Source organism: Sphingomonas sp. KRR8 (assembly GCF_023559245.1).
Lineage (GTDB): Bacteria > Pseudomonadota > Alphaproteobacteria > Sphingomonadales > Sphingomonadaceae > Sphingomicrobium.
In genome coordinates this window covers 524,515-549,445 of the sequence record NZ_CP097462.1, presented here as the reverse complement: position 1 = coordinate 549,445, position 24,931 = coordinate 524,515, and the positions used below count along the sequence as shown (strand labels likewise).

The 24,931-nt window shown below is 65.0% G+C and carries 30 protein-coding genes, 2 tRNA genes and 1 pseudogene; 13 read left to right on the top strand and 20 right to left on the bottom strand.

Features of this window, described 5'->3' with window-relative positions:
- The 9 genes from M8312_RS02890 to M8312_RS02850 form a co-directional block, all read right to left on the bottom strand.
- Positions 1–705, bottom strand: a complete 705-nt coding sequence (locus M8312_RS02890; RefSeq protein WP_250118887.1) for a complex I 24 kDa subunit family protein — start codon at positions 703–705, stop codon at positions 1–3.
- Complete coding sequence (locus M8312_RS02885) at positions 705–2,009, bottom strand: NADH-quinone oxidoreductase subunit D (RefSeq protein ID WP_250118886.1); 1,305 nt, start codon at positions 2,007–2,009, stop codon at positions 705–707. Before M8312_RS02885 ends, M8312_RS02890 begins: the two co-directional genes overlap by 1 nt.
- On the bottom strand, positions 2,009–2,893 hold the full coding sequence (locus M8312_RS02880; protein WP_250118885.1) for an NADH-quinone oxidoreductase subunit C: 885 nt from the start codon (positions 2,891–2,893) through the stop codon (positions 2,009–2,011). The genes M8312_RS02885 and M8312_RS02880 overlap by 1 nt, the downstream gene beginning before the upstream one ends.
- A gap of 1 nt (position 2,894) precedes the next feature.
- Positions 2,895–3,368 carry a NuoB/complex I 20 kDa subunit family protein gene (locus tag M8312_RS02875; RefSeq protein WP_502957466.1) on the bottom strand — a complete coding sequence of 158 codons (474 nt, stop codon included), beginning with the start codon at positions 3,366–3,368 and terminating at the stop codon, positions 2,895–2,897.
- A 98-nt stretch (positions 3,369–3,466) separates the two neighbouring features.
- Positions 3,467–3,844, bottom strand: a complete 378-nt coding sequence (ndhC, locus tag M8312_RS02870; protein WP_250118883.1) for an NADH-quinone oxidoreductase subunit A — start codon at positions 3,842–3,844, stop codon at positions 3,467–3,469.
- Between the two features lie 88 nt (positions 3,845–3,932).
- Positions 3,933–4,751, bottom strand: coding sequence for an inositol monophosphatase family protein (locus M8312_RS02865; RefSeq protein WP_250118882.1), 819 nt, complete (start codon positions 4,749–4,751; stop codon positions 3,933–3,935).
- A 10-nt stretch (positions 4,752–4,761) separates the two neighbouring features.
- Positions 4,762–5,325: an elongation factor P gene (efp, locus tag M8312_RS02860; RefSeq protein ID WP_114228990.1), complete on the bottom strand. Its 564-nt coding sequence runs from the start codon at positions 5,323–5,325 to the stop codon at positions 4,762–4,764.
- Positions 5,326–5,370: 45 nt separating this feature from the next.
- Entirely contained in the window at positions 5,371–6,051 is a 681-nt protein-coding gene (locus M8312_RS02855) for a M23 family metallopeptidase (protein WP_250118881.1), read from the bottom strand.
- Between the two features lie 12 nt (positions 6,052–6,063).
- A complete protein-coding gene (locus M8312_RS02850; protein ID WP_250118880.1) occupies positions 6,064–7,212 on the bottom strand; it encodes a L,D-transpeptidase family protein in 1,149 nt (382 codons plus the stop codon).
- Between the two features lie 38 nt (positions 7,213–7,250).
- On the opposite strand from M8312_RS02850, the pseudogene M8312_RS02845 reads away from it, so the two are divergent.
- Positions 7,251–8,008 (top strand): annotated as a pseudogene (locus tag M8312_RS02845) (DUF72 domain-containing protein).
- Between the two features lie 6 nt (positions 8,009–8,014).
- The gene (locus M8312_RS02840; protein WP_250118878.1) at positions 8,015–8,683 is read left to right on the top strand and encodes an HAD family hydrolase; all 669 of its coding nucleotides are present in this window, start codon (positions 8,015–8,017) and stop codon (positions 8,681–8,683) included.
- Here the strand turns inward: M8312_RS02840 and thiE are convergent.
- Genes thiE through tkt form a run of 6 tightly spaced genes read right to left on the bottom strand, consistent with a single transcriptional unit; the run spans position 8,658 to position 14,895 of the window.
- Complete coding sequence (thiE, locus tag M8312_RS02835) at positions 8,658–9,344, bottom strand: thiamine phosphate synthase (protein ID WP_250118877.1); 687 nt, start codon at positions 9,342–9,344, stop codon at positions 8,658–8,660. The genes M8312_RS02840 and thiE overlap by 26 nt on opposite strands.
- Positions 9,341–9,760, bottom strand: a complete 420-nt coding sequence (locus M8312_RS02830) for a hypothetical protein (RefSeq protein ID WP_250118876.1) — start codon at positions 9,758–9,760, stop codon at positions 9,341–9,343. Before M8312_RS02830 ends, thiE begins: the two co-directional genes overlap by 4 nt.
- Positions 9,761–9,792: 32 nt before the next feature.
- The gene (locus M8312_RS02825) at positions 9,793–10,692 is read right to left on the bottom strand and encodes a fructose bisphosphate aldolase (protein ID WP_250118875.1); all 900 of its coding nucleotides are present in this window, start codon (positions 10,690–10,692) and stop codon (positions 9,793–9,795) included.
- An 8-nt stretch (positions 10,693–10,700) separates the two neighbouring features.
- Complete coding sequence (locus M8312_RS02820) at positions 10,701–11,900, bottom strand: phosphoglycerate kinase (RefSeq protein WP_250118874.1); 1,200 nt, start codon at positions 11,898–11,900, stop codon at positions 10,701–10,703.
- Between the two features lie 2 nt (positions 11,901–11,902).
- Positions 11,903–12,910, bottom strand: coding sequence for a type I glyceraldehyde-3-phosphate dehydrogenase (gene gap, locus M8312_RS02815; protein ID WP_250118873.1), 1,008 nt, complete (start codon positions 12,908–12,910; stop codon positions 11,903–11,905).
- Positions 12,907–14,895, bottom strand: a complete 1,989-nt coding sequence (gene tkt / locus M8312_RS02810; protein ID WP_250118872.1) for a transketolase — start codon at positions 14,893–14,895, stop codon at positions 12,907–12,909. Before tkt ends, gap begins: the two co-directional genes overlap by 4 nt.
- A 135-nt stretch (positions 14,896–15,030) precedes the next feature.
- Here tkt and M8312_RS02805 point away from each other — a divergent pair, with 135 nt between their 5' ends.
- The 5 genes from M8312_RS02805 (at position 15,031) to M8312_RS02785 (ending at position 17,720) form a co-directional block, all read left to right on the top strand.
- Positions 15,031–15,204: a hypothetical protein gene (locus M8312_RS02805; RefSeq protein WP_250118871.1), complete on the top strand. Its 174-nt coding sequence runs from the start codon at positions 15,031–15,033 to the stop codon at positions 15,202–15,204.
- Positions 15,205–15,207: 3 nt separating this feature from the next.
- Positions 15,208–15,531: a cell division protein ZapA gene (locus M8312_RS02800; RefSeq protein WP_250118870.1), complete on the top strand. Its 324-nt coding sequence runs from the start codon at positions 15,208–15,210 to the stop codon at positions 15,529–15,531.
- A 157-nt stretch (positions 15,532–15,688) separates the two neighbouring features.
- Complete coding sequence (locus M8312_RS02795; protein WP_250118869.1) at positions 15,689–16,273, top strand: 5-formyltetrahydrofolate cyclo-ligase; 585 nt, start codon at positions 15,689–15,691, stop codon at positions 16,271–16,273.
- Entirely contained in the window at positions 16,270–16,506 is a 237-nt protein-coding gene (locus M8312_RS02790; protein ID WP_250118868.1) for a DUF2842 domain-containing protein, read from the top strand. Before M8312_RS02795 ends, M8312_RS02790 begins: the two co-directional genes overlap by 4 nt.
- Positions 16,507–16,541: 35 nt before the next feature.
- Positions 16,542–17,720: a cell wall hydrolase gene (locus tag M8312_RS02785; protein ID WP_250118867.1), complete on the top strand. Its 1,179-nt coding sequence runs from the start codon at positions 16,542–16,544 to the stop codon at positions 17,718–17,720.
- Between the two features lie 59 nt (positions 17,721–17,779).
- Here the strand turns inward: M8312_RS02785 and M8312_RS02780 are convergent.
- The 5 genes from M8312_RS02780 to M8312_RS02760 form a co-directional block, all read right to left on the bottom strand.
- A tRNA-Asp gene (locus M8312_RS02780) sits at positions 17,780–17,856 on the bottom strand.
- Between the two features lie 68 nt (positions 17,857–17,924).
- Positions 17,925–19,133, bottom strand: coding sequence for an AI-2E family transporter (locus M8312_RS02775; protein WP_250118866.1), 1,209 nt, complete (start codon positions 19,131–19,133; stop codon positions 17,925–17,927).
- A 39-nt stretch (positions 19,134–19,172) separates the two neighbouring features.
- Positions 19,173–19,511 carry an Mpo1-like protein gene (locus tag M8312_RS02770; RefSeq protein WP_250118865.1) on the bottom strand — a complete coding sequence of 113 codons (339 nt, stop codon included), beginning with the start codon at positions 19,509–19,511 and terminating at the stop codon, positions 19,173–19,175.
- Positions 19,512–19,539: 28 nt separating this feature from the next.
- Positions 19,540–19,623 (bottom strand) — tRNA-Leu (locus M8312_RS02765).
- Positions 19,624–19,693: 70 nt separating this feature from the next.
- Entirely contained in the window at positions 19,694–21,202 is a 1,509-nt protein-coding gene (locus M8312_RS02760) for a YifB family Mg chelatase-like AAA ATPase (protein ID WP_250118864.1), read from the bottom strand.
- A 134-nt stretch (positions 21,203–21,336) separates the two neighbouring features.
- Between M8312_RS02760 and M8312_RS02755 the strand changes: the two genes are divergently transcribed.
- The 6 genes from M8312_RS02755 to yihA all read left to right on the top strand — a co-directional run bounded on the left by M8312_RS02755 (position 21,337) and on the right by yihA (position 24,931).
- Complete coding sequence (locus M8312_RS02755) at positions 21,337–21,771, top strand: hypothetical protein (RefSeq protein ID WP_250118863.1); 435 nt, start codon at positions 21,337–21,339, stop codon at positions 21,769–21,771.
- A 108-nt stretch (positions 21,772–21,879) separates the two neighbouring features.
- Positions 21,880–22,014, top strand: a complete 135-nt coding sequence (rpmH, locus tag M8312_RS02750; RefSeq protein ID WP_029942004.1) for a 50S ribosomal protein L34 — start codon at positions 21,880–21,882, stop codon at positions 22,012–22,014.
- Positions 22,015–22,070: 56 nt separating this feature from the next.
- A complete protein-coding gene (gene rnpA, locus M8312_RS02745) occupies positions 22,071–22,337 on the top strand; it encodes a ribonuclease P protein component (RefSeq protein WP_250118862.1) in 267 nt (88 codons plus the stop codon).
- Complete coding sequence (gene yidD / locus M8312_RS02740) at positions 22,334–22,546, top strand: membrane protein insertion efficiency factor YidD (protein ID WP_250118861.1); 213 nt, start codon at positions 22,334–22,336, stop codon at positions 22,544–22,546. Before rnpA ends, yidD begins: the two co-directional genes overlap by 4 nt.
- A 19-nt stretch (positions 22,547–22,565) precedes the next feature.
- Positions 22,566–24,293: a membrane protein insertase YidC gene (gene yidC, locus M8312_RS02735; protein WP_250118860.1), complete on the top strand. Its 1,728-nt coding sequence runs from the start codon at positions 22,566–22,568 to the stop codon at positions 24,291–24,293.
- On the top strand, positions 24,293–24,931 hold the full coding sequence (yihA, locus tag M8312_RS02730) for a ribosome biogenesis GTP-binding protein YihA/YsxC (protein WP_250118859.1): 639 nt from the start codon (positions 24,293–24,295) through the stop codon (positions 24,929–24,931). The genes yidC and yihA overlap by 1 nt, the downstream gene beginning before the upstream one ends.

Genomic DNA, 24,931 nt, shown 5'->3' with positions numbered 1-24,931 from the left:
TCAGGCACCCTCTCCTGCCGGCGCTGGCGCCGCTTCTGCCGACCACTGCGGGCGATAATCGTAATTGCGCTCGGCCATCTTCTTGAGGCTGGTGGGACCACCCTCCGGCGCGCTTGTCTGGCGACCGATCTGCGAGCCCGGCTTGACCGGTTCTCCAGCCGCAAGCGCATCGAGGATGGTGGTCATGCTCTCCTCGGTGAGGTCTTCAAAATTGTCGTCGTTGATCTGGACCATGGGCGCGTTGGCACAAGCGCCAAGGCATTCGACCTCGGTCAGCGTGAACAGCCCGTCAGCCGTCGTATAACCCTTCTTGAGGCCCTTCTTCTCGCACGCCCGCAGGACATCGTCCGAGCCGCGCAGCATGCACGGCGTCGTTCCGCACAGCTGCACGTGATACTTGCCCACCGGCACCAGGTTGAACATGGTGTAGAAGCTAGCGACCTCCATCGCCCGCATCGGCGGCATGCCGCACTCTGCCGCGACGAATTCAATCACGGGAATCGGCAGCCAGCCTTGGGTTCCAGTCTCCGAACCGACTTGTCGCTGGGCAAGGTCGAGCAGGGGAATCACCGCCGACATTTTGCGACCCTCGGGATATTTGCCGAGCGCCCGCGCCGCCTCGGGCGCATGCGCCTTGTCCCAGGTGAAATTTCCCCAGCGCTCACGCAACTCCGGCACGTCGGGCGCGAAATGACGTTCGGCCATTAGCGGTCGCACTCCCCGAAGACGATGTCCATCGCGCCCAGCACCGCGGTGGTGTCGGCCAGCATGTGCCCCTTCATCATGAAGTCCATCGCCTGCAGGTGGCTGAACGCCGTCGGCCGAATCTTGCAGCGGTATGGCTTGTTGGTGCCGTCGGCGACGAGATAGACGCCGAACTCGCCCTTGGGGCTCTCCGTCGCGACGTAGACCTCGCCCGCAGGCACGTGATAGCCTTCGGTGTAGAGCTTGAAATGATGGATCAGCGCTTCCATCGACTGCTTCATCTCGGCACGCTTGGGCGGGAAGACCTTGCGGTCGGCCGTGCCGATCGGGCCTTCCGGCATTTCCAGCAGACACTGCCGCGCGATGCGCCAGCTCTGACGCACTTCCTCGACCCGCACCATGAAGCGGTCGTAACAGTCGGAGTTTGTGCCCACCGGAATGTCGAAGTCCATGCGGTCGTAGACTTCGTACGGTTGGGACTTGCGGATGTCCCACGGCAAGCCCGTTGCGCGGATCATCGGGCCAGAGAAGCCCCACGCCATCGCATCCTCTCTGGACACGATGGCGATGTCGACATTACGCTGCTTGAAAATGCGGTTGTCGGCGACAAGGCTGATCGCGTCCTCAAACAGCTTCAGGCGATTGTCGAGAAACTCGCCGATGTGGTTCAGCACCTTGGGCGGGATGTCCTGGTGAACGCCGCCGACACGGAAGTAGTTGGCATGCATTCGCGCGCCTGAAACCATCTCGTAGATCTGCATCAGATCTTCGCGCAGCTCGAACAGCCATAGGTTGGGCGTCATCGCCCCCACGTCCATGATGTGCGAACCCAGGTTCAGCATGTGGTTCTTGATGCGGGTCAGTTCCGCCATCAGCACCCGGATGTACTGGGCGCGAAGTGGAATCTCGAGACCCATTAGCTTCTCGGCAGCGAGCACGAAGCTATGCTCCATGCACATCGGCGAGCAGTAATCGAGCCGGTCGAAATAGGGGATCGCCTGCGCGTAGGTCTTGTATTCGATCAGCTTCTCGGTGCCGCGGTGGAGCAGCCCGACATGCGGGTCGACCCGCTCGACGATCTCGCCGTCGAGCTCCATGATCAGCCGCAGCACGCCGTGCGCGGCCGGATGCTGCGGCCCGAAGTTGATCGTGTAGTTCTGGATCACCTCGTCGCCGGCGCTCTCGTCGCCGGAGCCAGCGATCACCCCCACCTCGACCCTGCGACTTTGCCGCTTGACACCGCCGACCTCGGAGGTCAGCGCGTCGGCCGGAGCCAACGCCACTTCCTGTTCCACTTCGCTCATCACTGCGCCTCGGGACTGTCGCGGGTGACGTTGGGGCTGTCGGGCACCGGCTCATCGGTGCCGGTGACCTTTCCGCCAGCCTGCGCCGCCTTGTCTTCGTTCGGCTTCCTGGCTTCGGCGGCGGCGGTGGCCGCGCCCTTGCGTCCGCGCTCGTCATTGTCGGAGTTGTACGGCTTCTCTTCCGGTCGCGGTCCTGCGCCGACAGCCGGCGCAACCTTAGGCGCCTCGCCCGTGGCGGGTGCCGGAGACGGCGCACCAGCGGCCTGCGGCTCCGCCTTTTCGTCGCCCGGCAGCCGGTACTCCGGCCCATTCCATGGCGTGAGGAAATCGAATGCGCGAAAATCCTGCGCCAGCTCGACCGGCTCGTAAACCACTCGCTTCTCGGTCTCCGAGTAGCGCATCTCAACGAACCCGGTCAGCGGGAAGTCCTTGCGCAGCGGGTGCCCCTCGAAACCATAGTCGGTGAGGATGCGGCGCAGGTCGGCATTGCCGGCGAACGTCACTCCATAAAGGTCGAAAACCTCACGCTCGAGCCAGCCCGCGACAGGCCACAGACCCGTGATACTCGGCACGGGGGTGCGCTCGTCGGTCAGCACCTTTACCCGCAACCGCCGGTTCCGGGTGTAACTCAGCAGGTGGTAATTAACTTCGAACCGCTCCGGCCGCTCGGGATAGTCGACCCCGGCAATCTCCATTAGCGACTGAAATTCGAGGCCGGGCGTGTCACGCAGCAGGCGGCACGCTTCGACCACGCCGTCGCGCTGCACCGTCAGCGTGATCTCGCCGACATGGTCCTTTGCGTCGACGACAAGGTCGCCAAGCGCGGCCTGCGCGGCGTCGATCAGGCCATCGTTTGATGCCATCCGAGGTGCGGAGCTCGCCATCCTAGCGCTCGATCGTCCCTTCGCGGCGGATCTTCCGCTGCAATTGCATGATCCCGTAAAGCAGCGCCTCGGCGGTGGGCGGGCAGCCGGGCACGTAGATGTCGACCGGCACGATGCGGTCGCAGCCGCGCACCACCGAATAGCTGAAATGGTAATAGCCGCCGCCGTTGGCGCAGCTGCCCATGGAGATGACGTAGCGCGGTTCCGCCATCTGGTCGTAGACCTTGCGCAGCGCCGGGGCCATCTTGTTGCACAGCGTTCCGGCCACGATCATCACGTCCGACTGCCGCGGGCTGGCGCGCGGAGCGACGCCGAACCGCTCAAGATCATAGCGCGGCATGTTGACGTGGATCATCTCCACGGCACAGCAGGCGAGCCCGAAGGTCATCCACCACAGCGAGCCGGTGCGGGCCCAGTTGAATAGGTCCTCGGTGGCTGTGACCACAAAGCCCTTGCTGTCGAGGTCGTGCCGCATCTGCTCCAGGGCCCGATGCTGGGGTGAGCCGGGGACCAGCCCGGCAGCGCGCGCAATCTCTTCCTCGGTCGGATAAGGATTGGCGGCAGGATCGAGGATCACTCCCATTCGAGTGCGCCCTTCCTCCAGGCATAAGCGAGGCCCAGCGCGAGTTCGGCGAGGAACACCATCATCGCTCCCCAGCCGACCCAACCCGTCGTCTTGAGCGTGACCGCCCACGGGAACAGGAATGCGGCTTCCAAGTCAAAAACGATGAACAGGATCGCGACGAGGTAAAAGCGAACGTCGAACTGGCTGCGCGAGTCCTCGAAAGCGGGAAAGCCGCATTCATACTCGCTCAGTTTCTCCGGGTACGGCCGGGCCGCTCCAGTCAACCGCGACACGACCATCGGAAGCACGACGAACGCTGTCGACAGTCCGAGCGCAACCGCCAGGAAGAAGAGGATCGGCAGGTAATTGGTGGCAACTGCAGCCACGAAGACTCTCCGGAAACTAGGCTCGGCGGCGCTCTAGAGCAGCACCGTGCCGGACACAACGGCTGAAAGGCCAGATTGGACCTTGCGCTCAGCCCCGAAGCGCGCCGCCGACAAGCTTGTGCAGCTTGCTGTGCAACTCGCCATTGGCGGCAAGATACTCGCGGCGCTCGGCCATCCGGTCCTGACCGCGGAAATCGCTGACAAAACCGCCTGCCTCGCGGACCAGCAAGATACCCGCCGCGGCATCCCAAACATCGAGGTCGTCTTCCCAGAACCCGTCATAACGGCCAGCGGCCAACCAAGCGAAATCAAGGGTTGCAGAGCCCAGGCGGCGAAGACCCGCCACTTCAGGTGCGATCCGGGCGTAGATGCTGGTCCATCGAGCGGCGTCCGACCGGCCGAGGTGTGGTATGCCGGTGGCAATCACCGCCTCGTCCAGATGGCGCCGGGCCGACACACGCAAGCGGCGGTCGTGCAGCCAGGCCCCCCGCCCCTTCTCGGCCCAGAAGGTCTCATCCGTGAGCGGCTGATAGACGATCCCGTGGGTGATCTCCGGCTTTCCCTGCGCTCCGCGAGGATCCTCAACCGCGATCGAGATGGCGAAGTGCGGGATGCCGTGCAGAAAGTTGGTGGTGCCGTCGAGCGGATCGACGATCCAGCGCGGCTTGTCCGGATCGCCTTCGACCAGGCCGCGCTCCTCGAGGACCATACCCCAGTCGGGCCGAGCCTGCTTCAGTTCGTCGACGATGGTCTGCTCCGACTGTTTGTCGGCCATGGTGACGAAGTCGCCGGGCCCCTTGCGGCTAACTTGCAGCTGCTCGACCTCGCCGAAGTCACGCCGGAGGCGCGGCGCCGCCTTGCGAACGGCGCGCTGCATGACGGTGATCAGACCAGAATGGGAAACCACAGAGCGTTCCTTAGTCGGCGCGGCGGACGTAAGTCTGTTCGTACACGTCGACGACAATCTTGGTTCCCGCCGAGATGTGCGGCGGAACCATCACGCGAACACCATTGTCGAGGATCGCGGGCTTGTAGCTGGACGAGGCGGTCTGCCCCTTCACCACCGCGTCAGCCTCGACGATCGTGGCTTCAATCTGGTCAGGCAGCTGAACGCTGATCGGCCGCTCCTCGTGCAACTCCATGACCACGTCCATGCCGTCCTGAAGAAAGGCCGCCGCGTCGCCGAGCAGGTCCTTGGGAAGGCTGATCTGCTCGTAAGTTTCCTTGTCCATGAAGGTCAGCATGTCGCCGTCCGCGAACAGGAACTGGAAGTCCTTGGTGTCGAGCCGGACCCGCTCCACCGTTTCGGCCGAGCGGAAACGAACGTTCGTCTTGCGGCCATCGATGAGGTTCTTCATCTCGACCTGCATGTAGGCGCCGCCCTTGCCAGGCTGGGTGTGCTGGATCTTCACCGCACGCCAGATGCCGCCTTCATATTCGATGATGTTGCCGGGACGAATGTCGACGCCGCTGATCTTCATGGATCGCCTGCCTGTGTGAACGAAGTGGAAAGAGCCGCGCGGCCTCTAGCGGGCGGCAGGCTTTCCGGCAAGCAGCGGGTAGGGATTGATCGGCTCGCCCTGCCACCAGCGCTCGCCCGGCGCCATGCGGTTGATTGCCAAGTGCAGGTGAGGACCGTCGGCGCTGGCATCTCCGGTGTGCCCGACCAGCCCGATCGGATCGCCGCGCCTGATCTTCATCCCTTCCTTGAGGTTGGCATCATAAGCGGACAGGTGGGCGTAATAGTACATCCACCGGCCGTCGTCGGAGCGAACGTAGACCGTCAGTCCTCCCTTGCCGATCGAGTTGAACAGTTTCTCGACCGTGCCGGGCGCAGCGGCGATCACGGGGCGGCCTTCGGGCGCCATGATGTCGATTGCGTTGTGAACCCGCGAGCCGCCGCCGCGTGAGGCAGCGTAGGTATCAACCAGTTCGCTGGTCTTAACGCCAGCAACCGGCAGCGCCAAGCCCGTCGGGCTTATGGTGATGTCGCCCGGACGATCAGCGTCGGTGCGCGGTGCGAATCCGGGCTTCGCAAGAGCGCTCCCGGCATCGCGCACCGCTTCGCCCATGGGCCCGTTGGAGACGACGGGCGCGGATCCGCCGCGCACGTTGCTCCAGACCAGCCAGGCACCGACCAGTAGGATGGCCAGCACGATGATGTTGCCGAACAGCCCGATCCTGCTCCTGCGCGGTGCCGTTTCCATCTCCGCTGCTCGTCACGCCTGGAAGATGGCGGTGAAGCCTGGCTTCATGATCCGCGAAAGGCGCGTCACGTCCCAATTGCTCATGCGGATGCAGCCATGGCTCTCCGCCCGCCCAATCGTCTGCGGTTCGGCGGTGCCGTGAATGCCGTAATGCTCCTTGGTGAGGTCCAGCCAAGCAACGCCGACCGGGCCATTGGGTCCGGGCGGCAACGTCTGGTCCGGCGCGCCCTTGTCCTTCGCATCCCAGAACAGGTTCGGCTGGTAGTGGAACGGCGGCATGAAGGCGTAGGTCGGCACTTTCCATTTGCCGAGCGGCAGCGGATCGTGGGTCGACCCCATAGTCACCGGAAATTGCGCGACGAGCTTGCCGGGATTATCGCCAAGGGTTGGCGGTGCGCCGCGGTTCTTCTCGGTGCTGTAGGCGCCTTCCGGAACCGGTCCCTGGAAGACCTTGAGCACGCCTTCAGACTTGTCGACCACGATGAAGTCGCCTTGCGGCTGCTGCGCGTCGACTTGGTACAGATTGAGCAGCCCCGCCTGCTTGTCGTCGATGGTTTTCCCGTATTCGCGCGAGCGCGGAAGAACGTTCGGCAATCGAAGCTCCTGTCCTACGCCGATCATCTTGTCGGGCCCATTCAAGGCCACGATCGTGTCGGGCGTGGTGTGGAAGCGCTCGGCGAGCTTCTCCAGCATGTTGCGATAGTACAAACCGGGCGCCTTCGCCTGCTCCTCCGGCTTCTTGGGGAAGGGGTAGAGGAACGGGCCGCCGACGTCGTCCGCGCTTAGGCGAAAGGTGCGGGTCGACGGACGCGTGTCCTGCAGCAGTGCCTGCCGGGTGGCGCCGTCGAGGTCACCGCTGACCCGAAGGCCCCGCGCCTGCTGATATCCGCGCAACGCCTGCTCGAACACCATGCCCTTCTTGCCGTCGATCACGCCGGTCGGAAAACCGGCCGCGTCCAGCAGCACCTGCGCATGGAAGATCGTCCCATCGATTGGCGAGCCCTTGGTGCCGGGCGGAACCCAGGCGCCCTCGCCGGCGGCTTTGTCGCCTGGCTGGGCTGTCGCTGCATGAACCTGGGTCGGCGCCTTCGCGGCAACCAGGGCGAAGGCACTTGTCAGGCACAGGGCCAGACCGATCGGGGCAACACGGGCTCTCAGCACGAAACTCTCCAACAATTCGATGTGTTGGATGCGCAACGATGCAGAGCTTCGAGGTTTCCCTACCGCATGTCGGCTGCTCCGGCTGGGTCTACCGTCACTGGCGGGAGATCTTCTATCCTGGCAACTTGCCGCAGAAGCGCTGGTTCGAGCATTACGCCGGTGAGTTCGAGACGGTCGAGATCAACGCCAGCTTCTATCGCCTTCCCCTCGCCTCCACCTTCGACGGGTGGCGCGAGAAGGCGCCTCCGGGCTTTCGTTATGCGGTCAAGGTCCACCGTTTCATCACGCACAACAAGAAGCTGCTGGACTGCGCGGAACCGCTCGGTACCTTTTGCGACCTTGCCCGGCGACTTGGACAGTCCCTCGGCCCTCTCCTCCATCAGCTGCCACCAAACCTCCGCCGCAATGACCAGCGTCTGGCCAATTACCTTGCCCTACTGCCCTCCGATCTCGAGCACGTGGTCGAGTTCCGCCATTCCAGCTGGTACGATAAGGAGGTCCTTGCCCTGCTCGACCAGAATGGCGTCGGTTTCGTCGCCCACGACTTGGCCGGGCTCGTCAGCCCCGTGTGGCGAGCGGCCGCACCGCCTACGTTCGTTTTCACGGAACAAGCGGCAAATATTGGGGGCGCTATTCGGAAGTTGACATGGCGGGCTGGGCCAAGTGGCTGACCGATCGACAAGCGCAGGGCCGGTCGGCCTGGGCTTATTTCAACAACCACATTCATGGGCACGCGCTGGATGACGCTCGAACCCTCAAGCAGTCGCTGGCAACCCTCGCTAGCGCGGGTCGTTAGCCGCTCATGCTCAAAGCCATCCTGTTCGACATCGACGGTACGCTCGTCGACAGCAACGACTTCCACGTCCTCGCCTGGGCCGAGGCCTTCAAGCAGGCCGGTCACGAGATGCGGCTGTCGACCATTCACGATCAAGTCGGTCAGGGCGGAGACAATCTCGTTCCGGCGCTGCTGCCAGACTTGTCCCCCGAAGAGTTGAAACGGCTGGAAGACTCCCATCACCAGCTGTTCGAGCAGCATTATTCCGGCCGCCTTCAGCCATTTCCAAGTGCCCGCGCCCTGCTGCGTCGGTGCAAGGAGGCTGGTTACCGGGTGGTGCTCGCCTCTTCCGCGTCAGCCGATGAAGTCGAGCGCAATCTCCAGGTGCTGGACGCGGCCGACCTCGTTGATGCAAGCACCAGCAGCGACGAGGTCGACTGCTCGAAACCCTGCCCGGACGTGTTCAATGTGGCGCTCCGCAAAGCCGGCGCCCAGTCGAACGAAGCAATCGTGGTTGGCGACACGCCGTTCGACATCAAGGCTGCGGACAAGGCGGGTTTGAGGGTGATTGCACTCCGCTCGGGCCTGTTCACCGACGCTCAGTTGAGGGGCGCAGTCGCCATCTATGACGACGTCGCTGACCTCCTTGCCCAGTTCGACGAAAGTCCGCTCAGCCGCGCTTCAACACCGGCGTGAAGGCGGCTACCGCAGCGGCGGGGTCGGCGTCGTTCCAGACGGCGCTACTGACTGCCAGGAAGTCCGCGCCAGCCTTCACCAGGTCGGCTCCGTTCTGCGGCGTGATACCACCTACTGCCACGCAGGGCAGTTCGAACACCGCCGACCACCAGCCGAGCAACGCGGTTTCGGCGCGATGCTTCACGTCCTTGGTGGTCGTGGGGAAAAAGGCGCCGAATGCGACATAGTCGGCCCCCGCCTCGCCAGCTTCCATGGCGAGATGGCGGCTGTCGTGGCAAGTCACCCCGATCTGCGCGCTGGGCCCCAGCAGCGCCCGCGCTTCGCGCGGATCACCGTCCTCCTGCCCTAGGTGCACGCCGTCAGCGCCGATCCTCTTGGCCAGGCTCATGTCATCATTGACGATGAAGGCGACGTCAGCTTCCGCGCAAATGCGCTGCAGCGGTTCGGCCAGTCGCGCCAGTTCATGCTGGTCGACACCCTTTACCCGCAACTGAAACGCTGCGACCGGCCCTGCAGCAAGCGCCAGGCGAAGCCGGTCGGGAAAGTCTCCTCCGACGTCCTGCGGGCTGATCAGGTAAAGCTGCGCATCACCACGCGGCTCGCCTCCAAAACGTTCGGCGAAGTCGGCCAGGTCCGGAAGCGCATCGTCGATTTCGGTCATGCTCGTAGGGCCAAGTCGAATGCCGCCGGATCGTCAAGAGCCAAGGCGACGCGGTGGGTCGAACGTCCCCAAAAACTCACCGGCTCTCTTAGGTCCACGATGCGGTTGGGATAGCTCAGCAGCGACAGCTTCGCGGTTCCGGCTGCCTTTACCTCCGCACTGTCAGTCACCGGCCGAACCCGCGCAATGACGTCGCGCGACACGCGCAGCGAGCGGAGATTGCCGAGCCATAATTGCAGCGCTTCATCTGACAGCTCGTGCGGACGCGTCCGGAATGAACGGATCAGCCGGACCAACCAGATGATCGACAGCAAAGTCACGGCGCTCATCGGCCAAGCCAACCGCGGCCATTTGAGTGCCGCGAACAGGTGCACGCCCAGCAATTCGATGCTGGCCAGTCCGACGAACGCCCACATCGGCGGAGCGAGCGTACGATGGTAACTGAACGTCAGGCGGGCGCCTTCGTGGTGCTGGCCGAGTAGATCTCGTCAATCGCTTGACCGAGCGTATGGTTGAACTCGCCGTCGTCGTGCTGGTGACGCAGGTCGGACAGTAGGGCCCGGCTGAAGCTGGCGATCATGCCAGGGTTCTTCGCCAGTTCGGCGCAGGCGTCCTGACGGCTGAAGCCGCCCGACAAGGCCACCACCCGCAGCACGCGCGGATGCTCCACCAGTTTGGCGAAGGTCCCCGCCTCAGCCGGGATCGATAGCTTGAGCATGACTTCCTCACCCTCAGGCAAACGGTCGAGGTGCCGCAGGATCTCGTCGCGCAGGCAAACGTCGGATGCCGCTCGGTCGGCGCTCTTGATGTTCACTTCGGGCTCGATGATCGGCACCAGACCGTGGCGGAGGACTTGGAACGCAACCTCGAATTGCTGGCCGACAATAGCGCCGATGCCCGCCTCGTTCGCCTGATTGATGACCGAACGCTCCTTGGTCCCGAACACGCCAAGGCTTTTTGCGCGGCTCAGGAGATCGTCAAGCTCCGGCATCGGCTTCATCAGCTGAACGCCATTGCGCTCCTCCTCGAGCCCCTTGTCGATCTTGATGAACGGAACGATTCCACGCTCAATCAGCGCGGCCGGGGTGGGCTTGCCGTCGACCTGCCCGTCCATGGTCCGCTCGAACAGGATCGCGCCGATGACCTTCTCGCCGGAGAAGCAGGGCGAGGTAATGATCCGCGCCCGCATGTCGTGAATCAGCCCGAACATTTCCTCGTCATTCGACCAAGCGCCTTCGTCCACGCCATAGCCGGCGAGCGCCTTCGGGGTCGATCCGCCCGACTGATCTAGCGCCGCGATGAAACCATTGCCGCCCTTGATCTTCTCACGCATCTCAGACTGATTCATCGCTCTTCCTATCGTTCAAGCGCCGCGACCCCCGGCAGGGTTCGGCCTTCCATCCATTCAAGAAACGCGCCGCCGGCGGTGGACACGAATGTGAAATCTTTAGTGACACCTGCCTGGTTAAGCGCGGCGACCGTATCGCCGCCGCCCGCGACAGAGACCAGGCTGCCATCCTGAGTCATTGCAGCTGCGGTCCGGGCGAGCGCAACGGTGGCAGCGTCGAACGGTGGCGTCTCAAACGCGCCGAGCGGTCCGTTCCAGACCAAAGTCCGGCACGTCTTCAGCGCATCGGCCAACGCCTCGACCGCGGCGGGGCCCACGTCGAGGATCATCTCGTCCTCGGCGACCTCATGGACGTTGCATGTCCGCAGGGACGGCGGATTGGCTGCGAACTCCTTCGCGACCACAACATCGTAGGGCAGGTGAACCGTGCAGCCCGCTTCGTCGGCGCGCGCCATGATGGCCTCCGCCTCGCTGGTCAGGTCGTGCTCGCATAGCGACTTGCCGATTCCGATCCCGCGCGCGGCGAGGAAGGTGTTCGCCATCCCGCCACCGATGATCAGGTGATCGACCTTGCTGACCAGATGGCCAAGCACCGCCAGCTTGGTCGAAACCTTGGCTCCGCCCACGACCGCCGCGACCGGTCGTTCGGGGCTGCCCAGTGCCTTCTGCAATGCCTTGAGTTCCGCTTCCATGGCACGCCCGGCGAAGGCCGGCAGAAGGTGCGCCAGCCCTTCTGTCGAGGAATGTGCGCGGTGGGCGGCGGAGAAAGCGTCGTTGACGTAATAGTCTCCGAGCGCCGCCATCGCGCGCGCTAGCCCGAGGTCGTTTTTTTCTTCGCCCGAATGAAAGCGGGTGTTCTCCAAGACGCCGATCGAGCCAGGCGTCATGGTCGCGATCGCCCGCTCCGCCTGCGTACCCTGGCAATCCTCGACGAACCGCACCGAACGACCTGTAAGGTCCGTCAGCGGCTTGACCAGCAGCGCCGTCGACATGTCCGGCCGGTTCTGCCCCTTGGGCCGACCGAAGTGGCTCAGCAAAAGCACGATTGCACCGCGGTCGCTCAACTCGAGCACCGTCGGGAGCAACGCCTGCAGCCGGGTCGCGTCCGACACCGCCCCGTCTTGCATCGGTACATTCAGGTCGACGCGGACGAGGACTCGCTTGCCGGTCAGATCCGGGGGTAGCTCGTCGAGGGTCTTGAACGGCATGCTCAGCCGAGCTTCGCCATCGCACAGGCGGTGTCCACCATGCGGTTCGAGAAGCCCCACTCATTGTCGTACCAGCTGACCACCCGGACCAGCGTGCCCTCGAGCACGGCAGTCTCGAGGCTGTCAACTGTCGAGCTCTGCGGGGTATGCACAATGTCGATCGAGACGAGCGGTTCGTCCGAATAGACCAGAACGCCCTTGAGCGGCCCGCTTTCGCTCGCTGCCTTAAGCGCGCCGTTCACTTCCTCGACGCTGGTCGGTCGCTTGGGCGTGAAGGTCAGGTCGATAAGGCTTCCGTCCGGCACGGGCACGCGCACGGCCGAGCCGTCCAGCTTGCCCTTGAGCTCCGGCAGCACCTCGCCCACCGCGCGGGCGGCGCCGGTGGTGGTCGGAATGATGTTCATCGCCGCCGCACGGGCGCGACGCAGGTCAGAGTGGATTTGGTCGAGGATCTTCTGGTCGTTGGTATAGGCGTGGACGGTAGTCATCAGCCCGCGCTCGATCCCGATCGCGTCGTTCAGCACCTTGGCGACCGGTGCGAGGCAGTTGGTGGTGCAGCTCGCGTTGGAGACGATCTTGTGCTCGGGCGTCAGCTTGTCGTGATTGACGCCATAGACCACCGTCAGGTCGGCGCCCTTGGCGGGAGCGGAGATCAGGACGCGCTTGGCGCCTGCGTCGAGGTGCTTCTGGCCGCCTTCCTTGTCGGTGAAGAAGCCGGTGCACTCGAGCGCCAGTTCGACGCCGAGCTCTCGGTGCGGCAGCTTCGCGGGGTCGCGTTCCGCAGTAACGCGGATGTGCTTTCCGTTGACGACAAGCGAGTCGCCTTCGGCGCTGACCTCGCCCGGAAAGGCGCCGTGGACACTGTCACGCTTGAACAACCAGGCGTTGGACTTAGCATCGGCAAGATCGTTGATCGCAACCAGTTCAAGGCCGCAATCAGGCCGCTCAAGGATCGCGCGTGCGACCAGTCGGCCGATGCGGCCGAACCCGTTGATGGCAACCTTGGTCATCTCATCTCCCTTTGATCCATGTGCGCCAGAATTCGCGACGTGATCGCGTCCGGTGTCAGTCCGAAATGTTCATAGAGGTCATGGGCCGGCGCCGAGGCGCCGAAGCCGTCAAAGCCGATCCTAAGCCCGTGCAAGCCGGTGTATCGCTCCCAGCCAATGGTAGTTCCGGCCTCGATGGAGACCCGCAGGATCTGCCGGTTGGACACGTCTGGCAGGATGTCCTCGCGGTAAGCTGGCGGCTGCGCATCGAAGCGAGTGGTCGAAGGCATGGAGACCACATCCGCGCCGATGCCCTGATCCGCCAGCCTGTCAGCGACGTCCAGCGCCAACTCGACCTCGGAGCCAGTCGCCAACAGGATGACCATACGGTTCTCGCCCGCACTGCGCAGCCGATATGCTCCCCGTGAACAACGGTTTTCGTCCGCCCCTTCCATGCGAACAGGGCGCAGGTTCTGCCGAGAAAGGGCCAGCAGCGACGGGCCGTTCTCCGCAAGTGCGAGTGCCCAGCACTCGGCGGTCTCCACTGCATCCGCCGGGCGGTAGACCTGCAGGCCAGGGATCACCCGAAGGCTCTGGAGGTGTTCGACGGGCTGATGGGTGGGCCCATCTTCGCCAAGCCCGATGCTGTCGTGGGTCATGACGTAAATAACGCGGGCGCCCTGCAGAGCCGAGACGCGGATGGCAGGACGGCAATAGTCGGAGAATACGAGGAAGGTGCCGCCATACGGCACTACGCCGCCGTGCAGCGCCATGCCGTTCATCGCCGCCGCCATACCGAACTCGCGAATGCCGTAGTAGATGTAACGCCCGGCATAATCTTCAGCGGTCAGCGGCTGCTGCGCCCGGGTCTTGGTGTTATTGGAACCGGTCAGGTCGGCCGAACCGCCGATAGTCAGCTCGGTTGCTTGATTGATCGCCTCAAGCGCCATCTCTGACGCCTTGCGGGTGGCCACCTTCGGCGGGTTGGCGATGAGCCCGTCCAGGTACGGCTTGAGCCAGGCATCCGACACCACCGCCTTCATCCGCCCATCGAACTCGCCGCGCTTGCCGCTATTCGCCAGTCGCTGCAGCCAGGCGGAGCGCTCCGCTGCGCCGCGCCCGCCGATCTCACGCCAGGCCGACAGCACGTCGTCGGGAATGGTGAACTCTGCAGGCGCCAACCCCAGTTCCGCGCGCGCCGCCTCGACTTCATCCTTGCCGAGTGCGGCGCCATGCGTCGCGGATGTGCCCTGCTTGTTGGGGGCGCCGTAGCCGATGATGGTCTTGCAGCGGATCAGGCTCGGCCGCGGGTCAGCCTTGGCCTTGTCCAGAGCCGCGGACACCTTGCCAGCGTCCATCCCGTCGCACTCGACCACATGCCAGCCGCATGCGACATGCCGCGCCACCACGTCCTCATTGCGGCTGAGCTCGGTCGAGCCGTCGATGGTGATGCGATTATCGTCCCACAGAACGATCAAACGGCCGAGCTTCAGGTGCCCGGCCAGCCCCACCGCTTCATGGTTGATGCCTTCCATGAGGCAGCCGTCGCCGGCGATTACGTAGGTGCGGTGATCAACTACCTCGTCACCATAGATGGCGTTGAGGTGCCGCTCGGCGATGGCCATGCCGACGGCCGTCGCCAAGCCCTGGCCCAGCGGCCCGGTGGTGGTCTCGACGCCGGGTAGCTCGAAGTTCTCGGGATGGCCGGCGCAGGGGCTGCCCAGCTGGCGGAAACGCTTGATGTCGTCGAGCGTGGGCCGCTCGTAACCGGTGAGATACAGCAGCGCGTAGATCAGCATCGAGCCATGGCCGGCCGAGAGCACGAAGCGGTCGCGGTCCGCCCACTTTGGGTCTTGCGGATCGAACTTGAGATGGCGTGTGAACAAGGCGGTGGCTGCATCGGCCATGCCCATGGGCATTCCCGGATGCCCCGAGTTGGCGGCCTCGACCGCGTCCATGGCCAGTGCCCGGATGGCATTGGCGAGACGGCGCTGGGTCGGCTGCATCGACACTCCAGTGGGTAGTAATGGTCCCCTGCCCTGAGATCGGAATCGACCAGGCCGGTAGCCCGGCTCCTTTGGGCGGTGAGCGGTGATGCGTCAACCTTGCCCACCGGCAAGCATGAGCCTAGCTCCGTTCCCATGACCGAACAGGCACTGGAAGCGGCCCTGACCCGCGCCGAGCGCGCGCTGGCGAGGGCCGAGCGGGCGAGCGATGCGATTGCCCGCAGCGGGCGGCGCGAGGAACAGCTGCGCGTCCGGGTCCGCGAGGCGATTGCCGAACTGGATCAACTCATTCAGCGCGCGGAGGCCTGAGACATGGCCGAAGTGAACCTGGAGATCGCCGGACGCCACTATCGTCTCGCCTGCAGGGACGGCGAAGAGGACAATCTGCGCGCCGCGGCCGACCTCATTGATGCCAAGAGCCGCGAAGCGCTGGCCGGCATGGGCGCGATGAGCGAGGCCAAGCAGCTCCTGCTCGCGGCACTGCTCGTCGCCGACCAGCTCATCGAGAAGAAGGGCGTGCAGGCTCCCGCGCCGACCATGCCGCCTGACCCGCAGATTGTCCGCCGCGTGGACGCGCTGGCCGAGCGGCTCGAGCGGCTTGCGGGAAGCCTTGAGATGACGGCCGCAACACCCTAGATCAGGTCATGACGGGTACTGTCAGGCACGAGCTCTTCGATATCCCTGAGGCTATTCCCGATCCGAGGGGGCTGTCCCTGCCTGGACCCTGGTCCGGGAAACATGGTCCCCACCTGATGCTACTGGCGTCAGAGGATTTCTGAGTAACGACCTTGTGATGGTCCCGTCACCCTCCCCTTCCGACAAGGCCACGATTCGCGCGGAGCTACGCAGTCGCCGCCGCCTGCATGTGGCGAGCCTGTCGGCGGACGAGCGCGCAGTGCTGGAGAGCAAGCTTGTTGCGGTCCTGCTGCCGCTCCTTTCCAGCGCCCGGATAGTCGGTGGCTATTCCGCGCGTGGCAGCGAGATCAGTGTCGAGCCCGTTCTTCGCTTTGCCATGAACCACGGCATCAGCGCCGCCTACCCTGCCTTCGTGTCGGCGGAGTCCCCGATGATCTTCCGGTTAGGGACATGCGCCGAAGACTGCCCGGTCGGCGGGGTTCAGCCGCCGGTCCAGGCGCGGAAGGTCACGCCCGACCTCCTCCTGGTCCCCCTTCTCGGCGCCGACCACCATGGGAATCGCATCGGGCAAGGCGGCGGTCATTACGATCGTGCGATCCCGGACCTGCGGGCAAAGGGAACGCGGATCATTGGCGTGGGCTGGAATTTCCAGCTGCTCGACACGCCACTTGTTGCTGATCCTTGGGATGCTCCTTTGGACGGGTTCGCGTCTCCCGATGGTGTGGTAGAGTTCACCGCATGAACCAGGAACTGGAGCCACGGTCGCGACCGACAGTCGGAATTTTCATGATCATGGGCGTCATCGCCATCTGGGCTCTCTTGATCGCAAGCTTCGCTGACGTGGTTGGCCGCTGGCCGGGCCTGGCACAGCTGCTCTTCTACGTGGTTGCGGGCCTGATCTGGATCCTGCCACTGAAGCCGATCATGCGCTGGAGCGAGACCGGCCGCTGGCGGGATGAACGACCCAAGTCTTGAAAACACGAGGTGAATTGCCTAAGTAACACACCCCCATGAACAGTCTGGCACTCTCTTCCACACCGGCAACGGTGCATATGTCGTTGCGGCGCGCGCGAGCCTGGATCCGCCCGCGCCGACTGGAAACCTATGGCAGCGTTGCGGTTGCAGTAGCCGTCCTCGGCAGCTTCGGCCTGATATCGCAGAGCGCGCGCAGCATTCCACGGACGCCGACTGCCGCAGAGCGCACGAACCCAGCCGAAGCAGTTGCCAAGCAGGCGCAGACCTTCACCCCTTTTCAGGTTCGCGACATCGCGCCCGACAAGGCCGTCGCGCTCAATGCGGCCGTGCCGATCGTCGACGGTCCGAACCCGCCGGCACAGCCGTTCCGTGCCGCGCCGGGCAGCAGCACCGCCTTCGCCCGGTCACTCGAGTGCCTGACCGAAGCCATTTACTACGAAGCAGCGCGTGAACCCGAGGAGGGACAACGGGCGGTGGCTCAGGTGGTGCTCAACCGAGTCCGCCATCCGGCTTTCCCGAATTCGGTCTGCGGCGTGGTCTACCAGGGCTCGGAGCGCCCGACGGGCTGTCAGTTCAGCTTCACCTGCGACGGCTCGCTCTACCGGCAGCCGATGCGTGAATATTGGGATCGCGCGAGTGCGATCGCCCGGGCAGCACTGCAGGGCTATGTGTTTGCGCCCGTCGGAATGGCCACCCATTACCACGCCAATTACGTCGTCCCCTACTGGTCACCGACGCTGAGCAAGAACGCGGCCATCGCCACGCACATCTTCTATCGGTGGAAGGGTGGCTGGGGCCAGCCGGGCGCCTTCAGCCAGCGTTACGGCCTGCGTGAGGGTGATCCGCGCGCCCTGCGCAGCCTCGCGCTCGCCGCCGAAGCCCGCGACCAGGCGATGCCAGCGGTCACGGCAGAAGTCGCTGCGGCCAAGCAGGAACTGCCGCCAGAATTGGCCGATCTGGTCAGCAGCGCCGGCGCCTTGAACGGCAAGGCTCGCATCAAGATGCGGATTCCGACCGGCCGTGCGGCCGAGATCGCAGCGCGGGAGCGGGCGGCGAACTCGGAGCTCAAGCTCGACACCGAGAGCATGCGATGGAGCATGACGGGCGATGAGGGTGCGGCGAGCCAGAAGCCGCTTGGCCGCGCGGCGGCAAAGCCGGCACCGGCAACGGCGGAAAGCGTGCCGGCGAAGCCAGCGGGCGGCGCGAGCGAGTAACTCGCCTCAGCGCGACCACAGCGAGGGCTGCGGCGCGCATTTCCACTGAAGAAAGGAAATGGCGCGAGTGACGGGGCTCGAACCCGCGACCTCCGGCGTGACAGGCCGGCGCTCTAACCAACTGAGCTACACCCGCGTGGTGTGGGCGGCCAACTAGGGTAGGCTCCCCGGCGCGTCAACCGTCGTCACGCCAGAAAACTTGCATCAGCTGTCGTCTTCTTCGCCCTCCTCGCCGGCGTGGGTCAGCGTACCCTGCTCGAACAGGAAGCCGGCGATGTCGGGGGTGCCTGCGGCGGCGAAGATGGTCTTGAGGATGATCAGCAGCGGAATGGCCAGCAGCGCACCGGTTGTGCCCCACACCCACGCCCAGAACGACAGCGAAATCAGGATCAGCAGTGGGTTGATCTTGACCCTCTTGCCGACAATCAGCGGCGTGATCGCGTTGGCTTCCACAAGGTGGAGACTTATGAAGATCGCCGGCGGCAGGACCGCGGTCCACGGATCGGGCAGAGTCATCAGCCCGCCGACGCCCAACAGAAGCGCCGCGGCGATGGGCCCAAGGTAAGGGATGTAGTTCAGCACCGCCACGATGCCGCCCCACATCAACGGCGAATCCATGCCGATCCACCACAGGATGAGCGCGGTCAGTGTTCCCAAGGTGACGTTGATGGCGGTGATCGTGCCGATGTAGGTCGAGGTGGCGTCAACCACCTGCTGGATCACTCGGGCGGTGGTCAACGCTCCCTCGAAGCTCGACCGGCCGGTGATCGTCTGCTTGCGCATCCCGGTCCACGAGGACAGGAAAAAGTAGATCACCAGCAGCGCGAAGAAGAGCTGGATCAGGGCGTGCGGGGCCGACTGGGTGAACAGGTCAAGCATGGAGTTCGGCGTTTCCAGTCGGACCACCCTGCCCGATCCACCAGGGTTGGCGGCCGGCAGCTGCTTGAAAATGCGGTCAACGAAATGGTTGAGGCTCTTGTAGAGGTTGAACACCGGCGCGAGCGCGTCCCGGACCCGGCCAATCCGCTCCGGCACCATCGCCACCCAGTCAATGGCCGGAATGACGATGGACAGCACCGCGAAGGCCGCCGCCGCCAGAAACATCAGGACGCACATCAGCGCGGACAAGGCCGATGGCAGTCCGCGCCGCTCGAACCATTCGAGCAATGGCACCAGCGCGATCGCGATCACCAGCGCGGCAGTCACCGGCAGGAAGAACTCCGCCCCGCCCCGCAAGGCGAATGGCAGTGCCACGATCAGGCCGATACTGGCTACCAGCGTCAGCGAGGCCAGCAGCCGGTCGCGCTTGATCGTCAGCCCTTCCACAAATTCAACCGCATCGGGATTGTGCGGGACCGTGGCGGGCTGTGGCGGCGGGGGAACGGGATCGACGACCGGTGCAGGAACTTCCATGGCGCCAGCGTTAACCCAACCGGCCGGGCGCGACCAGCGTCAGCGCCCCGTCACGCCCGCTGCCTCGAGGTGCGGACCAAGCCGGCCGGCCAGCGCAAGGAAGAACATCCGAAAGTCGCTGAACAAGGACCAGAGCGGATAGGTGAAGATCGCCGGCCGGTTCTTCTCGACCAGGAAGTGGGCCGCCCAGGCGAAGCCGTAACCGGCAAGCGGCAGTGCGATCCACCAGCGCCAGTCGCCGGTAAGGATCAGAACCATCGCAATGAGGATGACCAGCGTAGTTGCGGCATAGCGCAGCGCGCGTGTGCGTCGGCTGCTGTGCTCACGCAGGTAGTGCGGCCAGAATTCGGCGAAGGTGCGGTACTGGCGTTCGGCCATCCATCTGCCTCAACCATCAACCAAGCGGTGGTGCCCCTGGTCCGACTCGAACGGACACGCCTCGCGGCAATCGATTTTGAGTCGATCGCGTCTACCATTCCGCCACAGGGGCCCGCGCTCCTGCTAGCCGCGCTCGGCGTCAGGAGCAATGCCATGAAGTTCAGCGAGGCCGTCCGACACTTTCAATTGGTTGGAGCGCGCCGCCGGTAACTCAGCGCTTCGGCAATGTGGATCCGGCCAACCGTCTCGGCTCCAGCCAAGTCGGCTATCGTACGGGCGACGCGCAGCACGCGGTGGTAGCCGCGGGCCGACAGGCGCATGACCGTCGCCGCGTCGGCCAGCAGCTTGCGACCCGGTTCGTCTGGCGTAGCGACCGAATCGAGAATGGCGCCGTCGGCCTCGGCATTGGTGCGTGGCCCGCTGCCATTAAATCGCTTAGTCTGCACCGCCCTGGCATGGGCCACGCGAGCGGCGACTTCGCTGCTGCCTTCGCAGGGTGGAGGCAGGGTCAGGTCGGCGGCGCTCACCGCCTGCACGTCGACGTGAAGGTCTATCCGGTCGAGCAGCGGGCCCGACACCCGCGTCTGGTAGTCGGCCGCGCAGCGCGGCGCCCGGGCGCAGGCGAGTGCCGGTTCGCCGAGATGGCCGCAGCGGCAGGGATTCATCGCCGCCACCAGCTGGACCCGCGCGGGGAAGGTCACGTGGGTGTTGGCGCGCGCCACGCTGACATTGCCCGTCTCGAGCGGCTGACGGAGGCTGTCGAGCACGGCGCGCTGGAACTCCGGCAATTCGTCGAGGAACAGCACGCCGAGGTGGGCCAGGCTGATCTCGCCCGGGCGGACCTTGAGGCCTCCGCCGACCAGCGCCGGCATCGAGGCGCTGTGGTGCGGGGCACGGAACGGCCGACTGCGCGTCATCTTGCCGCCGTCGAGCCCGCCAGCGACGGACTGCACCATCGAGACTTCGAGCGCTTCGGCGGGCGTGAGCGGCGGCAGGATGCCGGGGAGACAGGCGGCCATCAGCGACTTGCCGGAGCCTGGCGGCCCGCTCATCAGCAGATTATGTCCGCCGGCGGCGGCGATCTCCAGCGCGCGCTTGGCGGTTTCCTGGCCCTTGACCTGCGACAGGTCGGGCCCGCTGCCGACCACCTCGGCTTCCCCGGGTTGAGGCGGCGCGATCAGGCTGGTGCCCTTGAGATGCGCCAGCAAAGCCAGCAGGTCGGGCGCGGCGACCACCTCAACCTGCCCGGCCCACGCGGCCTCTGGTCCCTGGGCGGCGGGGCAGATCAGCCCCTTGCCCTCCCCGCTGGCATGAAGGGCGGCGAGGAGCACGCCGGGGCTGGAGGCGATTCGGCCGTCCAGACCCAATTCGCCGACCGCGACATAGTGTGCGAGGCTTTCGGCATCGGCCGCACCGAGCGCCGCCAGCAGACCCAGCGCGATCGGCAGATCGAAGTGACTGCCCTCCTTGGGTAGGTCGGCCGGCGAGAGATTGACCGTGATCCGCTTGGGCGGAAGCGCCAGCCCGATCGCGGACAGGGCCGCACGGACCCGCTCGCGGCTCTCGGCCACGGCCTTGTCCGGCAATCCGACGATCGTGAACGCCGGAACATTGGTGGAAAGCTGGACCTGGACCTCAACGCCACGCGCCTCGAGTCCAAGGTAGGCGACCGTGGATACCACCGCGACCATCAGCGGCGGCCCTCACGGCCCAACACGGCAGTACGCACAGTCCCCCTAGCTCGGCGGAACCGGGTTACGCGGCTTCAACGGTTTGCTCAAGCCCTCACCTTGCACGGCTGTCTTAGCTGCCTACATCACCGGACATGATCAGCCGCGAAGCCTTGCGCGACTTCTTCGACAGCCGGCCTGCGCGGCTCTCTTTGTTCATCCTTGGCATCCTGCTGATGGTCCTGACGCCCTTCGTCGCCATCCTGCCGGGGCCTGGCGGCATCTTCGTGTTCGGCGCCGGCCTTGCGCTGACCCTACGCAACAGCGACTGGGCCAAGCGCCGCTATGTCCACTTCAAGCGGTGGCAGCCGCGCGCCGGTCGCTGGGCCGATTGGGGTCTGCGCCGCGGCTCACACCTGCGGCGGGAGGCGCGGCGAAAGGCAGACGAGCGCGCCGATGCACCGCCGCCGCATGAGGTGGAGCGGATGGACGATCCCCTGCCCTCGACTGGCTTTGATGTCGCTCCGGTCGACCCCACGCCGGGGGAACTCGCACCGGCCACGCCGCCCGGCAGCGAGCCAAAGCGTTGACTTGTGGGGTCGCTTGCCGTAACGGCCCGGCAACCCAAGTGGCTGCCCTTACCGGCGGCCCTTTTCATTTCAGTACGCAGAATATCTGCAAGTCTAGGGCAATGAGCGATGAAGCGCACCTTTCAGCCGAGCAACCTGGTCCGCAAGCGCCGTCACGGCTTCCGGTCGCGGTCGGCGACGGTGGGCGGCCGCAAGGTCCTGGCGGCGCGCCGCGCGCGCGGCCGCAAGAAGCTGAGCGCCTAGTCACCTTATCCAGGCGCGCAGACTTCCTTGCGGCCAACGCTGGCCGACGTGCGCCGATGCCCGGCTTCATCCTGCTGGTCCGCGACCGCTCCGACGGCTCGCCGGCAATGCGGGTCGGCTATACGGTGAGCAAGAAGGTCGGCAACGCGGTCGTCCGCAATCGGATGAAGCGGCGATTCCGTGCCCTTGCCCGTGAGATATTGCCGCAGGCGGGAATTACCGGCGCGGACCACATCATGATCGGTCGCCAGAGCGGGATCGAGCGGTCGTTCGCACAGCTTCGCGAGGACCTCGGCCGGGCGCTGGCGAAGGTCAGCCGATGATAGCGCGGGCGCTGATCCTGGTCGCCAAGGGCTGGCAAAAGGGACCGTCGGCGATCCTTCCGCCATCCTGCCGCTATCAACCGAGCTGTTCGGCCTATGCCATTACTGCGTGGACACGCTATGGCGCGGCCAAAGGCAGCTGGCTCGCGTTGAAGCGAATTCTGCGCTGTCACCCCTGGGGAGGGCAGGGCCACGACCCCGTGCCCTGACGAGAGGATCAACACCCAAGTGAACGATTCCAAGAACATGATCCTCGCCGTTGTGCTGTCAGCACTGGTGCTGATTGGCTGGACGACGCTCAGCGAGCGCTTCTTCCCGCAGCCCAAGCCGGCTGCGACGCAGACCGCGCCCAAGGCCGCCAATGGTCAGCCCGCGCCCGCCGCTGCCGCAGCGACCGCGCCCGCCCCGACCGCCGCGCCGGCGCTTACCGCCGCGCAGGCGTTGAACGGCGTGCCGCGGCTGCGGATCGCGACTCCCAGCCTTGAAGGCTCGATCAGCCTCAAGGGCGCGCGCTTCGACGACCTGAGGCTGGTCCGCCATGCGGGCACCCAAACTCGCGACGCGTCCGCCACCCGCCTGCTTTCGCCCGCCGGTGCTCCGGGTGCCTATTTCGCCAGCTTCGGCTGGCTTGGTCAGGGCGTTCAACTACCCGATGCCAACACCGTCTGGCAGGCGAGCGCGCCGGTGGTCAGCCCGAATAAGCCGGTGACGCTGAGCTGGACCAATCCGACCGGCCAGCGATTCGAGCTGCTCGTTTCGGTGGATGACGGCTATCTATTCACCGTTGCGCAGAAGGTCGCCAACGGCGGCAGCGGACCGGTGGCGCTGCGTCCCTACGGGCTGATCAGCCGGGCCGAAAAGTCGGCGGATCCCGACGCTTGGACTCACCATGTCGGACCGATGTCTTTCCTGAACGGGGCCGCAAACTACGGGATCAATTACAAGACGCTGGACGAGGCTGGCGCCAACGGCGAGCAGTTCAGTTCCAACGGCGGCTGGCTCGGCTTCACCGACAAATATTGGCTGACAGCCCTAGCCCCGGTCGGCGACACCCAGATCAACGCAACGCTGCGCAAGGCGCCCACGGGTGCCTACCAGGCCGACTATGCGCTCAGCCCGACCGTTCTCGCCCCAGGTCAGGCAATGACCAGCCAGACCCGCCTGTTCGCCGGCGCCAAGGAAAAGGAATGGCTCGATCGTTACGAGACGCAGGGCCTGACCAAGATTTCCAAGTCGATCGACTGGGGTTGGTTCGAATGGTTCATGCGGCCGATCTTCAACCTGCTGCTGTGGCTGTTCCACGCCCTGGGCAACTTCGGGCTGGCGATCATCGCGCTGGTGCTGATCGTCCGCGGGATCATGTACCCGATCTTCGACAAGCAGTTCCGCTCCATGGCGTCCATGCGCCGCCTCCAGCCCTTGATGAAGGAGCTGCAGGAGCGCCACAAGGACGACCGCTCACGCCTCCAGCAGGAGACGATGGACCTCTACAAGCGCGAGAAGATCAATCCGGCCGCGGGCTGCCTGCCGATGTTCCTGCAGATCCCGGTGTTCTACGCGCTCTACAAGGTGCTGACCGTCAGCGTCGAAATGCGGCACCAGCCCTTTGTGGGCTGGATCAAGGACCTGTCCGCGCCTGACCCGCTGACGCCGGTCAACCTGTTCGGGCTGCTGCCGTTTGATCCGCCTGGCATGCTTCACCTGGGCGTACTGCCGATCCTGCTTGGTTTCACCATGTGGCTGCAGTTCCGCCTCAACCCGGCCCCGATGGACCCTGTGCAGAAGCAGATCTTCAGCTTCATGCCGATCGTCATGACCTTCGTCATGGCACCCTTCGCGACCGGCCTGCAGCTCTACTGGATCGTGTCGAACATCCTCGGCATCGCCCAGCAGAAATATCTGTATCGCAAGTACGATACCGAGCGGCTGGCGGCCAAGGCCGTGGTGAGCGGCTGATGGAGCAGGATGACGCCCTCGCCGAGGACGCCCGCAAGCTGTTTGCTGGCCCGATCGAGTTCCTGAAGTCCGCGCCAGGGCTGGAATTCCTGCCTGACCCGTCCGTGCCGGAGATCGCGCTGGCCGGTCGATCCAACGTCGGCAAGTCGTCGCTGATCAACGCAGTCTGCAACCGCAAGACGCTGGCGCGGACGTCGAACACGCCGGGGCGAACGCAGGAGCTGAACTTCTTCGACGTCGGTCAACCGCTTCGGCTGCGCCTGTGCGACATGCCCGGCTATGGCTTTGCCGAGGCACCCAAGGACATGGTCAAGCGCTGGCGATTTCTGATCAACGATTATCTGCGCGGGCGCCAGGTGCTGAAGCGCACCTTCGTCCTGATCGACAGCCGGCATGGCGTGAAGCCGGTCGACAACGACATCATGGACATGCTCGACGGGGCGGCGGTCAGCTACCAGCTGGTCCTGACCAAGATCGACAAGATCAAGGCAACCGACCTCGAGGCGACCTTCGCCGCCACGGCCGATCAGGCACGCAAGCGTCCCGCAGCCCATCCCGGCCTGATCGCCACCAGCAGCGAGACCGGCCGCGGGGTCGATGAACTGCGGACCGCGATTCTCGCAGCAGCGCTGGCTTGA